Source organism: Sphingomonas sp. (assembly GCF_030145815.1).
Classification (GTDB): domain Bacteria; phylum Pseudomonadota; class Alphaproteobacteria; order Sphingomonadales; family Sphingomonadaceae; genus Sphingomonas.
Genome location: NZ_JAIXHL010000050.1, coordinates 1 through 13,581, shown reverse-complemented (window position 1 = coordinate 13,581; position 13,581 = coordinate 1). Strand labels below are relative to the sequence as shown.

Genomic DNA, 13,581 nt, shown 5'->3' with positions numbered 1-13,581 from the left:
AACGCCCGGCCTTGTGAGACCCGATACAGCACCACCGACCCATCGGCCGGCGAGTGCGGACAGATCCTTGAGACCCTCAAGGGACAACCGCCGAGCAACTGCAAATTACAGATCCCGACCCTAGGATACCGAACGGCGATCCTGCGCTTTCTGGACACTCAACAGCTTGGCATAGAAGAAGGAGCGTATCCGCGCGGTATGCCGTTCGGTGAGGAACGCAAACAGGCCACAGGTAACAACCGCAAGTGCGAGCGTGAAGCCAACAAGGGCAATGTTGTCGGCCGCGGGCGGCAAGCGCTCAGAATCCAGTAGCAACGCTGCAACGAATGCCATGATTGGAAAGTGCAGAGCATAAAGCGAAAAGCTGGCTTTCGCTCCGTAAGAGGCAAACGACCGCAACCAACGCGGCGACGGCGGATTTTTCCGGAGCAATATGTATAGAAATAGTGTGAATGCTCCCGCCAGTACCAATTCTAGCCCCCCAAGTCCGACAATCCGCACAACGACAAGAGTCGTAATTAATATACCGCCCGCAACAACAAGCCAAATACGGCCAATCGGTACTCGGCGAAAATCGCTCAAATGCGTTTTGGTCAGACGATGAAGTGCTGCGCCGCATAGCCAACATCCAAAGCCGATCACCATGAATGGCGAAATCCAGGCGAGGCCAATGAAGACCAAGAAGATTGATAGTCGACGTAACCGCCAACTAATGACGATGGCGGGAAACCAGATGTAGAACCAGAATTCGTACGCAAGGCTCCAAAGTGGTCCGTTCGTGCCGAACGGCGCGACCACGATACCCTGCAAGAAGAGAATATTGCCTAGCAGCACAGGCCAATCGAGTGCGCCGGTGACGTCCTTGCGTAGCACATAAGTGTCGGTTGTGCCGAGGTGGGTCGATGAGCCGAGCACATAGACGCCAATCGCGTCAAGCGCTCCGCCGATTGCCAGCGCCGGCAACAGCACGACCAGCAATCGCGCAAGGCGGTCGATCAGGTAACTCGACCAATGCCAATCCCCCACTCGGCCATCGACGCTGCGCGCGATCCAGAAGCCGCTGAGCACGAAGAATAGAATGACGCTTGCATGAGCGTAACCGGCTAGAAAATAGCCGGCCGAGGCCGCGATCGAGGCCTGCCCGCGATAATCTTCGATGAGGAGATACCAGGCATGCGCGAACGCGACCACGACGGCCAGCACGCAGCGCATTGCGTCCATAATCGTAAAGGCGCCTTGACCTGGTATCTGGTCACCGCGCCCCCTGTTCTGCTCTGAACTCGCTGTCGGGCCGCTCTCACGGCGCCTGTCTTTTTCAGCCCCATGCAGACAATACGACGGTAAAGCGCGCACCCCTGAGACGGAATTCGGGCTATCCGCCTTTCCCAGCGCGGTGTTCATCGCCGCGTCAAAAGCCGCTCCTCTCGCAGCCCCGGAAACGGAGACAGAGTTCGGGTTGCTTGCTACGTTCCGAAGCGCCGCGTTCTTGTCGAGGACGTCGTTCCGCAAGGCTATGACGTCGTTGATGGAGATGCTGCTCATATTCACCTCAGCGCGTCTTCAGCGCACCTACATGTCGCATTGAAACCGTTAGGGTATGGTTAACTGAGTTTAGTGCTGATTGCCTATTCGTGAAGCCATGCACCGATTCCTGATTAGGTCCGCGCAAGGCTGCTACGGTGAGGCTATGGTCGGATGATATAATTATCAATTACTTAGCAAAATAGACACGCGGTTACTATGGGGCGATTCTAATCGTGCATCGCACCGTCTCACGGGCTTTCGCAGCAGCTTCTACGCACCTTTCAATCGCTTCGCGATTAGCCGTCACGATTCTGTCGGCCGCGACGATCGCACGGAACTGCGCCGGGTCGGCGCTCTGCATCATGTGCTGTCCGGCGGTCCAGCGGGGAAGGTCGAGCGTCCGCGCCGCCATGCGCTCCGGCCATTGCCAGCTCGCCGGCGCGATCTCGCGCGCGACAAGGCCCGGCACAATCGCCCATACGAGGATGCCGGCCGCTACCCCGCCCAGGGCGAACCATAGCTGCCGGTTCTTCTGGTCGGCCCGCGTCCATGCGGACCCGGCAATGGCGCGAAGCTCGGCCATGACGCGGGCCTTGTCCTCGCCGGCCTTGTCGAGCGCCGCCTTATCCTCACGCCGCGCGGCGCTGCCTGCTGCGGCGATCCGCTGCGTCATCTGCTCAGGCGTGATCGCCAGCGCCGGCGATTTGGCAAGTATCTGGCCGATCGCGTTGATCCGCCCGGTCGCGGTATCCACGCCCTGCTGAAGCGCGCCTAACGTCTCGCTGTAATCCGGCACGTCAATCGCGCCGCGCTCGGCCGCCAACCCTTCCACGGCACGGCGTAGCAACGCCAGCTTGCCGCGCATCGCCTCGAACGCTTCCGCTGCGGCGTCGCCATCCATGTTGCCCTGATCGTCGTCCATGCTCATCCTACCGGCTCATGCCATGATCGCGGTCGCGGCTAGGCTGGATCGACTGCGCCAGCTCCTGCCCGATCGACCGGCCCCGCTCCATGCTTAACGCCAGCTCGGGGCGCGGGCGCGCAACACGGATTCGAGCTGCGGGTCGCGGTGCAACCCGCCCGCGATGCCCTCCATGCGCTTGCCCAATTTCTCCGCGCCTGCGCGGTCGCCAGCACGCTCCATGCTGGCGCGCGCCTCCTTCATGCCCTGCCACTGCTCCACGAACCGACCCGCGCGCTTCTCCGGGTCGAGGCGGACCTGGCGCTCGGTCTCCATCGCCTTCGCCGCGCCGCCGGTGTTCCCCTCGGCCGCGTCGCGCGCGAGCCGGGGGTCGCGCTCGATCGCGCTGGCGAGGTCGCGCGCGGCGTGGGGCCGGGTCTGGTCGAGTGCCTCGCTGGCGCGCTGCAATGCGCTCTCCTGGTGCGCCAGCACCGGCAACCCCTGATCGCGCATCCTGTCCATGTCGGCCGCCGCGCGCCCGTAGCGTTCGATCGCCTTGGATTGCGAGGGCGCCAGCGCGCGATCGGTCTCACCACGCTCCGGCGACATCGCTTTCTCGGTCGCTGGCTTCGGCCGGAATCCGGCGAACATGCCTCGCGCCTTGTCGCGGACCTTCTCCGCCACCTGACGCGCGAGTTCCGGGAACCGGATCTCGCGCCGATCGGCGAACGCGCGCGCCTGGTCCTGCTCGGGCCGCGCATAGTCGCTCGTTATGTCCTTGCCCCGATCGCGCGACAGGGCGCGGACAAGCTGGCGCTGATCGGTAAAGTCATCCCGGCCATAATGAAGCTGCACGTCGTCACGATGCCGCGACATACCGACATAGGCGCTGTGCCGGTCCATGCCGGGGGTGGCGAGGACATGGGCGCGATCGACCGTCACACCCTGAGATTTGTGGATCGTCGCCGCATAGCCATGATCGACATGGGAATAATCCTTGGTGTCGAACGCGACCCCGCGCCCGTCATCGAGGCGCACCTCCATGCCCTCGGGCGATACCCGCTCGATTGTGGCGAGCGTGCCGTTCTTGACCCCCATGCCCCGCTCGTTGCGCAGGAACATGATGCGGTCGCCGGTCGCGAACCGGCGCTCGCCGCGCTCGGCTTTCACCGTCACGTCGTCACCAAGGTCGCCGGATGCGCGCAACCGGTCGCGCGCCTCGCCATTGAGGCTCTGCACCTCGGCGTTGGTGTGGGTGAGGATGATCTGGCTCTTGCCCGGCTCGGCCTGGCGCGCGCGATCCCACCCGTCGACCAGCTCGCCCCGCGCTCCCTCACGCGTGTCGGCCGCGTGGACCATGCCGCCTTGGTCATAGGCATGGATTGCCTCGCCGGTGCGTCCGGTCGCCAGCGCGCGCGTGGCGTCGCGCTGCCAGTCCTCGCGCTGCCGGCGTATCTCGGTGATCTCGGCCGCGCCGTGCCGCTCGGTAACGCTGCGGAACGCCGCCCCCGCCTCGATCGCCTGCAACTGCTCGGGGTCGCCCACTATGACGACCTTGGCCCCGGCGTCGCGCGCCTGACTCAACACACGCTCCATCTGACGCGAGCCGATCATGCCGGCCTCGTCCACCACCAGCACGTCCATGGGGCCTAGCTGCTCGCGCCCCTGCCCCCATGCGTGTTCGAGGCTGGCGATGGTGCGGGACTGGATGCCGGACCCGCCCTCAAGATTCTCGGCCGCGATGCCCGACAACGCCGCTCCGCGCACGGTGTAGCCCTGCCCCTCCCAAGCCTCGCGCGCGACGCCCAGCATCGCCGACTTGCCCGAACCGGCATAGCCGACGACCGACGCCAGCCCCCGATCGCCGGTGACGTGATCGAAGGCGTCGCGCTGCTCACCCGACAGGACAAGGCCCCGCTCCTCGGCCGCACCGATCGCGGCGTCACGCTGCCGATTGGCGACGCCATGTCCGGCGCGGCCTGCCAGCTCGTCGCCGGCGCGCTCAAGCCGGGCCTCCACCGCGATCATGTCGCGGCTGGTGAACCGCTCCTGGTCGCGCCCGTCCTTGCCCAACGCGACCAGCTCGGGGCTGGCACGCACCGCGCCCATCACCTGGTCGAACTGCTCCTTACCGTCGCTGTGCCGGAACGCGAACGTCGCAAGGTCGCGGGTGGTGAATGTCGCTTGGCTACGCGTGATCGCGTCCAGCGCGACATTAGGGTTGGCGATGATCTTCTCGCCGTTCTCGCGGGCGATGCGCGCGTGATCCTCGATCCGCTCGGCCTCAAGTCCCTGTTCCGGCCGGCGCGATGCGGCCGGCCCGATCTTGTGCTGCGGCTCCAGATCGATGCCCTGTGCCTCGTAGCTGCGATGATCGATCCGCCCCTCCAGCCCCAGCTCGGCCATGCGTTCGTTGACGTGCGCGCTCCACGCCTCGCGCCAGTCCTTCAACAGCTCGGTGCTGTTCCAGTCCCGGTTCTTCTTCCCGAACCCCTCCGGCCCCACGTCGCGCATCGCCAGCATGACATGCGCGTGCGGCTTGGGCGTGCCGTCCTTCGCCTTGTCTCAATGCACGTTGAGGTCCGCGACCATCCCGCGATCCACGAACTCATACCAAGCAGCAGGAGACGCTGCCGGGCGGCGCGGCTGAGGCCCGCATCGCCGATCCGCCGCACCGCCAGATATTCCGTCTGCGCGCCTGCCCATTCCGGCACGAGGATATCGGCGAGCGGTGCGCCCTTGCCGATCATATCGCCGGGCGCGAGCGCGTAGACACGCTGGACGAAGCCCCCGGTCCGTGCCTGGACGATGGCAACGTCACGCTCGTTGAACTCGATCGTACCGGTTGCCGTGAGGGCGGAGCCAAGCGTGCCCGTGCGCGCTTCCGCGATACGCAGACCAAGCGATTGCGCCCGCGCGGGGTCGATCGATACGCCCGCCTCGCCGCTCGCCGCCTCGTCGGCATATTTGGGGACAAGCTCCATATCCATGAACGGCGACTTGCCCGGCTTGTCGAAATGCTGGCTCGGGACCATCGGATCGTACCAGTAGAGAATCTTGCGCTCCCCTGGCGTTGCCGCCGGTGGATCCTCATGGCGCCAGCTCGCAAGGCCATAGCCGAGCCCGCCGGCCGCAATAGCAAGCACGGCCGCGGCAATCGCCAGCTGCGCACGCGAGATCGTGTCGAATGTCATTGGCTGTTTCCCCCAAAGGTGAGGACGAGCCGCACGGCGTCGCGCGCGACTTCAGCCTCCCTGTCGAGCAATTGAAGCTCGCTGTCGGCGAGCATGGTCTGGGCCTCGATCACGTCGAGCAGCCCAGCGCGACCCGACGCGTAGCTCGCGGTCTCGAGCTCGGCTCGGTTGCGCGCGAGCGGTAGCAGCGTATCGCGTGCGCGGACCCATTGTTCGTGGTGCATGTCATGGTCGGCAAGTCCGGCCTCGAGGTCCGCGAGGATGGCTCGCCGCATGTCCTCCTGGTTGGCGAGGGCGGCAGCCGCGGTTGCCGCGCTGGCGGCGATCATCGGGTCCTGTCGCCTGCCGGCAAAGAGGGGCAGACTGATGGTCACGCCGGCCGAAACCATGTCGCCATAGCGATCGGCCCGGCGCTGGTAGGCGACGTCGAACCCCCAGTCGGGCCGTTTGTCGGCACGCGCGATGGCAACGTCTGCGTTGGCTTGGGACACGCGGGCATGGGCGGCTCCGAGATCGGGATGAGCAGCTATACTTGCCCGGAGGGCGGCGCCATCGATGGTGAGAGCGGGAATGTCGCCGGCGGTCTCGGGCGCGGTCTCGCCGGTCCAGCGTGAAAGAAGCGCGCGCTGGCGCCCCACCTCGGCCACGAGTTCACTCCTTCGGTCTTCGAGCGCCGCAAGGGACTGCCGGACTTGCAGTGTTTGCGCCGGCCGCGCTGCGCCTGAGCTGACGCCCGCTTTCGCGGCCGAGGGAAGGGGAGCGAGACGAGAAAGGACCCGATCAAGCGCGTCGAGCCGGCGCTCCGCGTAGGCGAGGTCGATCCATGCCAGTGCCGTTGCAACCTTGACGCGGCGAGCCTCTGACAGAAGCGTGGCTTCAGCTGCGATGAGATCGGTCCGTGCCCGTGTCGTGCGGGCATGGCGCTTCGCGGCATTGGGGACCTCCTGTGAGATGCCCACCCGTGCCATCGTCATGCTGTCGTCGGCAAAGCTTCCTGCCGGTGGACCAGATACAGGAAAGTTGTCGATGCCGATCCCGAGTTTGGGATCGGGCAGCTGACCGGCGGCTGGCAAGGCGGAGCGCCGGGCGCCAGCCTCCAGCGCCTTGGCCCGGAGCGAAGGGGCCTGCGCCTCGGCACGTGCGAGCGCTTCCTCGAACCGCAGCGGCCCGGCGAGCGCGGAATTCGTGGTTAGCGCGAGCACAGGGATGGCGAAGAAGATGCGCATGGAGGACTCCCATTGCGGAGGTCCCGGGCCGTCATGAGAGGTAGTGAGAACCAACGTGCGCCGACGCGGGATCGTGCCCGCGCCGGCGCGACGCGCCTGGCCACTGTTCTATCTTATCGGCCGGGATCCGTGGTTCAGCCGGCCGAGGGCGACATGCGGTGATCATGCATGGATTTCATGCAATCGGCCGCGCTCATCTTCATCATGTCGCAGTCGCAGTTCGCCATCTGGGCGCTGTCGGCCACCCAGACCCGCTTCTGCGCCGGACCAGTTGCCCTCGGCCCGTATTGCGGCACGGACTTCCATTCCCAGTGCCCTTGCGGCGCACTGTTCTGGTCGGCAGCCCATGCGGGCGCGGCGAGACTGAGCACCGCCAGCAGGGCAGCCGAAATCGATGTCTTGATCATCACGAATTTCCTTTGACTGAATAGAGACAAATCGCGGAGCGTCCGGACGCGACACGAAGCCGCACGCCTGACGGGCGCGATTGTTCAATCAGCCAAGGAGGGTAGGTGGCTCCGGCTCGGGCGCATATTCGTGCCCATGCAGGACACTGACCGTGGTCCAGAAGGCGGTCTGGTCGTGAAACCATGGCGACGCAGGCGTCGGCACGGCATTCCCCAGCACGATGGGCACGACGCATCCCATCGCCCCGATGCAATCCAGCGTAAGCCCTTTACATGGAGTTCCCTTCGGCGCGGGCTGTTGCTTGGCCATCATCGCCATGCAATCGGCGTCCATCGCCACCGCTTGGGGTGCGCCCGTAATCACAGGCACGCCGTACGCATAGGCGAGCTGCGCCCCGAAGAGGCCAAGAAGAGCTCCGACGAGGAGCAAAGAGGCAAACAGGCGTTTCAAGACTATTCTATTTAGCGAAAACCAACCGCGGAACCAAGTGGAGACTATCCTTAGTGGCGAGCGAAGACGCGCCGACCTGAGGGTCCGAATGCGATTACGACGTAAGGCTGCGCTCGCTGACCAGGCACTTCCATGCCAGGCGAGCCGATAGGCATGCCTGAAACTGCGAGGCCGCTCACGCCGCGGGGACGCTGCGCGAGGAGCCGCCTCATGTCGGCGATCGGCACATGGCCTTCGAAGACCAGACCGTCGACCACCGCAGTATGGCAGGAGGATAGCTGTTGCGGGACGCCCCGCGCCTGCTGGAAGGCCGCGCGAGAGCGGTCGTCGATGATGGTGACGGGCCGCTTGAACTGCGTGCGGACCTGCTCGGCCCATTTTTCACAACAGCCGCAGCCGGGATCGCGGTGGACGAGAATCGGCGTAGCGGCGCTCGCCGCGGTTGCCACGAACATGGCGGCGAGCGCCGCGATCATTTGCTTCTTCAACGTTCACGCCTTCCAGTGATCACCATTCTCATTGAGGGCGCTTGCCATGCTCGCGCAGCCAGGCCTGCAACTCGTTGATTTCTTGACGTTGCTCCGCCGAACTCTTGGTCGCCATCTCGCGGATTTTGGCGTCGCGAGCGTCGCGTAGCACGATCTGCGACATCTCAACCGCGCCGCGATGATGTTCGATCATCTTACGCACCCAGGTTTCAGTCGCATCGCTACCAACAGCGCCCATCATGGCACGATGCATCTTCATTTCCGCCGGCGGATAAGGGTTGGCCTGTGTCGGCTGCATCATTTCGGCCATTGCCGAGTGATTCATCTGGCCATGGTTCATTTTGCTGTGATCCATGCCCTGTGGGTTCCCTTGGGCGAGGGCAGGCATGGTGGCCGCGAGTACAAGGGCAGCTGTGGCGATATGAGCTTTCTTCATCATCGTTCTCCTTCGATGCTCCCGCGCGTCGTAAACGCGCCGAGGCGCAGGTCGCATCAAATAGAGGGAAAAATTTGTAGTTGTCGGGCTTCAGAGCGATTTACGACTAGGCGACCGCTGAAGCCTCGAAGGGGCGGGTTTCCTGGTTGAGAAGCACAAGTGCCCTTACACTAAGATTTCGACCGAGCGCGGCAACCCCATCGTCCGACTTCTTGGAGACGGCGAGGAGGCAAACGAGCCCCTGATTGAGTGTGGATCGGTGACGCCGATCAACGATGTTTACCCGGCAGGTTCGGGCTGCCCCTCGAGGGACAGACGCCAATCAGCTTGTCCCAAACGCGCTTCCGCAAGGGGCGGCGAGGCTTCGCGCGTATATCCATCATGGAGACTGAAGGGAAGGTTTCGCCAGGGATGTTGCGTTGGATGCCTTCGGGTCTGTTCAGGACCAAGTTGTCGACTTGCGCACGAGAACTACAGCTTCCTGAGAATAGGTGTTGGATTGTCGGTGGTCAGTTAGCCATCTCACTAGCCAATTACGCCCGGGAGCTTTCGTGGCACGGCTTGCATGCTTAGGACCGTTAACCCGCGGCCTGCTTGGAACCATACCTGCGCCGCTTTTATACGGGGTCGCATCCGACCCGGCCGGCCGCCGGGAGCCCCGCATCACTTGGTGGCGCTTCTGATCGTGCCCATCTCCACCATAATCTAGCATTTTAGAAAGGACAATTAAATGGACACCCTGCTCTTGAGCCGTCGTCACTTTGTGGGCAGCGTACGCGCGGTGGGACTTTTCGCCGTGATGGGCGGGTTGATCAGCGCGTGCAGCGCAGCAGCGCCGAAACGGGTGCCGATCATGGTACATAAGGATCCAAATTGCGGCTGTTGTACGGCTTGGGCCGACCGGATGGAATCAACAGGCGACTTCACGGTCACGCTGATCAATTCGGAGGACATGGCCGCTGTCAAAGCGCGTCTGCGGGTGCCGCTTGAGCTTGCGTCTTGTCACACTACAGAGGCTGCTGGATATGTCATCGAAGGACATGTGCCAGCGGCGGACATTTCACGGCTCCTGCGCGAGAAGCCGTCTGACATAATCGGATTGGCGGTCCCTGGGATGCCCGCGGGTTCACCCGGGATGGAAACGCCAGACGGACGACGCGACGCTTACAAGGTCATAGCTTTCACCACCGGTGGCCGCCAGAGCGTGTTTGCGCGGCACGGCTGAAATACCGATTAGAGCATACGGGTAAGGGGGAACCTCCCGGCTCCCCCGCTTCGGCCTCAGAACCAGGCCCGGATGCCAACCACGAAACTCAGATGCGAAACGTCCCCGCCCGCCGCGCGTTCGAAGCGAGCCGTATCGCCGAAAGTCTCGTTATATTCCACGCCGATGTAAGGCGCGAATTCCTTGACAATCTCGTAGCGCAGTCGGAGCCCGACCTCCGCTTTTGACAAGCCAGAACCAACACCGATTTCTGGCACGTCCTGCAGCGCGAAGTCGACTTCGACCCGAGGTTGAAGGATCAGCCGTTGTGTTATGCGCTGGTCGTATTCGGCCTCGAAACGAGCCGTAAGATCGCCCCTATCAGACAGAAAGAGCGCGCCATCGACCTCGAACCAGTAAGGGGCCAGACCTTGGATACCGACGACCAGATGCGCACGTTCCGGGCTGGGCTCGAAATCATAGCGGATGCCGGTTTGTAGGTTAAACCAGGGGTCAAGCGCATGACTCCAGAGCGCTTGGACCTCAGCCTGCTCGGGCTTTTCCCTGAAATCCGATTCGATCTCTGATTTCAGCCACAACCGGTCAATGTCGCCGCCATACCATCCTTGGGCACTGACAAAGTAGCCGTCGCGGCCTTTTGTGATGCGGCTTTCCATCTGATCGATCAGGACGTTGTAAGTGGTAATGTCGCCATGCTCGCGACGCAAAATTCCTCGGGCATCGGTCATCACCCCGGTCCCAAACATCGCATCTGCTGCATTACGAGGGCCGTTGAGCGCCGCCGGGGGCGGTGGGCCAACCGGGGGGTCGGGAATGCCAGGCTCGTGGCCTTGCGCCGTATGACCTGAAGTGGGCTCTGACACCGGCATGCGGTGGCCAGCGTGCGGATCGGGTGCCTCCTGCGCGGGCTGCATCTCGTGTCCTGCATGGGAGTCGTCCGCAGGTTCGGAAGCACTGGTGTGTCCCGCGTGCGGATCGCTAGAGGGAGTGGTCTGCGCAGCCTGTGTTTCGGTTGCCGAGTGTGCTGCATGCTGTTGGTTGTTGGCCTGTGCGAGTGCCGGTGATGCAAGCGCGGTGGCGCTAAGCAGGATCAAGATGCGGGTCATGCCGCCTCTCCTTCAAGCGGACGGACGGTGACGACGCGGAACATGCCAGCGTGCATGTGAAGCAGCAGATGGCAATGAAACGCCCAGTCTCCTGGCGCGTCGGCGGTGAGATCGAAAGTGAGCTTCGCACCAGGAAGGACGTTCACTGTGTGCTTGAGCGGGTGACTTCCTGTGTGACCGTTTACGACCTCGAAGAAGTGGCCATGTAGGTGAATGGGGTGTGTCATCATGCTATGATTGATCAGCACGACCCTGGCCCGTTCGTTCCGCTCGAAGCGGATCGGCTCTACGCCCTCACTGAACTTTTCGCCATCGAACGACCACATGAAACGTTCCATGTTGCCGGTCAGGTGAACCTCGACGGTGCGCGTAGGCGCCCGCTTGTCGGGATTTGGCGTGAGCGACATCAGATCCCGATATGTGAGCACCTTATGGCCCACGTCCTCAAGCCCGAGTCCTGGGTCTCCGGTCCGGTCGACAGGCGCCATTGCGATCGCGTCGACCCCCACGCCAACCTTGACGGTTGGCGGGACCAGCGACTTGTCTCGCATATTCATGCCGCCCATCGAACCAGATGAGCCATGATCCATTCCCGCCATCGATGCCGTTGCACCAGCCGTTGCGGCAGCGCCGTGCGAGCTGTGGTCCATGCCCGCCATTGAGCCATGGTCCATCCCGCCCATGCCCATGTCCTTCATGCTGAGCGTTGGACGGGGGCGCAGGGGCGGAACCGGTGCGGTCATCCCCAGGCGGGGGGCGAACGTTGCGCGACCCATGCCCGAGCGGTCGATCGATTCCGCGACGAGAGTAAAAGCGCTATCTTCGGTGGGCTGGATGATAACATCGTAGGTTTCGGCGTTGCCGATCTGGAACTCCTCGACGGTCACCGGACGCACGTTTTGGCCGTCAGCGTTTACCACCGTCATTGGAAGGCCTGGAATGCGAATGTTGAAGATCGTCATCGTCGCAGCATTGATGAAGCGCAGCCGCACGCGCTCTCCCGGTCGGAATAGCCCGGTCCAGTTCTCTTTCGGTCCATGGCCGTTGATCAGGTAGGTATAGGTCGATGCCGTGACATCCGAGATGTCACTGGGATCCATGCGCATCTTGCCCCACATCAGACGGTCGGACAGTGACATCTTTTCTTCAGGATCTCCGTCGCGCAGCAGGCCCGCCAAGGTCTGCTTCTGGCGATTGAAATAGCCTCCCTCCTGTTTGAGCTTGGTGACGAGCGCATGCGGGTGCAGGAACGTCCAGTCGCTGAGAACGATGACGTGCTCGCGGTCATAGGCGACCGGATCGGTATCGGCGGGATCAATCACGATCGGACCGTAGTGGCCCTGCTGCTCCTGCAGACCCGAGTGGCTATGATACCAGTACGTGCCCGACTGCTTGATCGGGAACTCATAAACGAAGGTCGTCTTCGGCTTGATACCCGGAAAGCTCACACCGGGCACTCCGTCCATCTGAAACGGCAGGATCAGGCCGTGCCAGTGGATCGACGTATCCTCGTCAAGCGCGTTCTCGACGCTGATACGCACCTTCTGCCCTTCCTTGAGGCGGATCAAGGGAGCCGGCAGTACGCCGTTCATTGTTATGGCGTGACCGGTGCGGCCCCCGACAGCGAAAGCGCTATGGTCAACCTTAAGATGGAGATCTTGCCCGGTGAGTGTCGGCATATTTGGCGATAGTCCGGCCGAGCCGGTTTGTGCCCATGCGGGGAAAAGACCGGTGAGACTTAAACCGGCAGCGCCGAGCGCGCCTGCACGAAGCAAATCGCGTCGTTCGATAAGGTGGTTCATAGAAAATCCTTTTGAGTTCGCGGCGGCCCATTTGTATGTCCGCTCACAGGAGCAGGTTCGACGCGAAAGAGGCACCGGCCAGACTTCGATAATATTTGATGATTCATATTGTGCGTGGCACGCGGGTCTGTACCGCTCGGTTGCCGATCACCTGAGGCCGAGCTTGGACGCCAGTGCCGTGGCGGGCACACCGCTTTTGCGTCACGGCGGCAACAGGGTGCATCATCGTTCAACCTCCCATGATGATCGCGTGTCTGGCAGAGCACATAAGAGATACGCAGCGGGCGAGCATCCCCTCGCAGAAAAAACCAATCAGGGCCTTCGAGAAAGTTTTACGGCGCCAGCTTTTGGAGGATGGCGCGGCTCACACGAATTTTCCGCCACCACCAACGTTGCTGCACATGCGGTCATGCAACCGAGCCCGTCCGTCACAAGATTGACACCACATGAAGGCAGGAAAGTAGCCGCTAGCGATATTGCGAGCGCCCGGGGAATGGCCCCCTTGGCATCGCCGTTTGCAAACCCGCTGCAATGAACGTGACAGTGCCTACTGCTCGGGCAGCCAGGCCTTCAGCCCGTCGATCTCGCACCGTTGCCAGCTCTAAATCTTGTAATTTGTGATAGCTCGCAACGAGGTTGTCTCGTGGAGAGGGCTCTGGCCCAGACCCACGCTGCGGGCTGCGAACATTACGTATGTCCGCCGTCAGCACCAATGGCACAGATTTGAGGTTGTGATTTAAGGAGGATCTGGGCTTCGTCGTAGTGACGAAGGAACGAAGATGAAGCCCAGATCCTCCAATGTAAAATCGCCCGCCAAGGCC

10 protein-coding genes and 2 pseudogenes are annotated in these 13,581 nt (G+C 62.9%); 1 reads left to right on the top strand and 11 read right to left on the bottom strand.

The window, feature by feature from the left end; all coding sequences use genetic code 11:
- Positions 1-120: 120 nt before the first annotated feature.
- The 9 genes and pseudogenes from KYX69_RS22150 to KYX69_RS22110 all read right to left on the bottom strand — a co-directional run bounded on the left by KYX69_RS22150 (position 121) and on the right by KYX69_RS22110 (position 8,627).
- The gene (locus KYX69_RS22150; protein ID WP_082738057.1) at positions 121-1,542 is read right to left on the bottom strand and encodes an acyltransferase; all 1,422 of its coding nucleotides are present in this window, start codon (positions 1,540-1,542) and stop codon (positions 121-123) included.
- 196 nt (positions 1,543-1,738) lie between these two features.
- Positions 1,739-2,452 carry a DUF6118 family protein gene (locus KYX69_RS22145; protein ID WP_300501539.1) on the bottom strand — a complete coding sequence of 238 codons (714 nt, stop codon included), beginning with the start codon at positions 2,450-2,452 and terminating at the stop codon, positions 1,739-1,741.
- A gap of 1 nt (position 2,453) precedes the next feature.
- Positions 2,454-5,035, bottom strand: a pseudogene (gene traA / locus KYX69_RS22140) (Ti-type conjugative transfer relaxase TraA); the annotation flags it as partial.
- A pseudogene (locus KYX69_RS22135) lies at positions 5,035-5,619 on the bottom strand (efflux RND transporter periplasmic adaptor subunit); the annotation flags it as partial. The pseudogenes traA and KYX69_RS22135, both read right to left, overlap by 1 nt.
- Positions 5,616-6,845, bottom strand: coding sequence for a TolC family protein (locus tag KYX69_RS22130; protein WP_126006273.1), 1,230 nt, complete (start codon positions 6,843-6,845; stop codon positions 5,616-5,618). The gene KYX69_RS22130 and the pseudogene KYX69_RS22135, both read right to left, overlap by 4 nt.
- A 134-nt stretch (positions 6,846-6,979) precedes the next feature.
- Complete coding sequence (locus tag KYX69_RS22125; protein WP_126006271.1) at positions 6,980-7,252, bottom strand: hypothetical protein; 273 nt, start codon at positions 7,250-7,252, stop codon at positions 6,980-6,982.
- An 88-nt stretch (positions 7,253-7,340) separates the two neighbouring features.
- On the bottom strand, positions 7,341-7,703 hold the full coding sequence (locus tag KYX69_RS22120; RefSeq protein WP_300501538.1) for a hypothetical protein: 363 nt from the start codon (positions 7,701-7,703) through the stop codon (positions 7,341-7,343).
- A gap of 50 nt (positions 7,704-7,753) precedes the next feature.
- A complete protein-coding gene (locus KYX69_RS22115; protein ID WP_300501537.1) occupies positions 7,754-8,179 on the bottom strand; it encodes a DUF411 domain-containing protein in 426 nt (141 codons plus the stop codon).
- Positions 8,180-8,219: 40 nt separating this feature from the next.
- Complete coding sequence (locus KYX69_RS22110) at positions 8,220-8,627, bottom strand: DUF305 domain-containing protein (protein ID WP_126006281.1); 408 nt, start codon at positions 8,625-8,627, stop codon at positions 8,220-8,222.
- Positions 8,628-9,357: 730 nt separating this feature from the next.
- Here KYX69_RS22110 and KYX69_RS22105 point away from each other — a divergent pair.
- Complete coding sequence (locus KYX69_RS22105; protein ID WP_126006267.1) at positions 9,358-9,852, top strand: DUF411 domain-containing protein; 495 nt, start codon at positions 9,358-9,360, stop codon at positions 9,850-9,852.
- Positions 9,853-9,908: 56 nt separating this feature from the next.
- Here KYX69_RS22105 and KYX69_RS22100 read toward each other — a convergent pair whose 3' ends face one another.
- Positions 9,909-10,958 (bottom strand): copper resistance protein B, encoded by a 1,050-nt coding sequence (locus KYX69_RS22100; protein WP_164523387.1) that lies wholly within the window; start codon positions 10,956-10,958, stop codon positions 9,909-9,911.
- Positions 10,955-12,760, bottom strand: coding sequence for a copper resistance system multicopper oxidase (locus KYX69_RS22095; protein WP_029624733.1), 1,806 nt, complete (start codon positions 12,758-12,760; stop codon positions 10,955-10,957). The genes KYX69_RS22100 and KYX69_RS22095 overlap by 4 nt, the downstream gene beginning before the upstream one ends.
- Between the last annotated feature and the right edge of the window lie 821 nt (positions 12,761-13,581).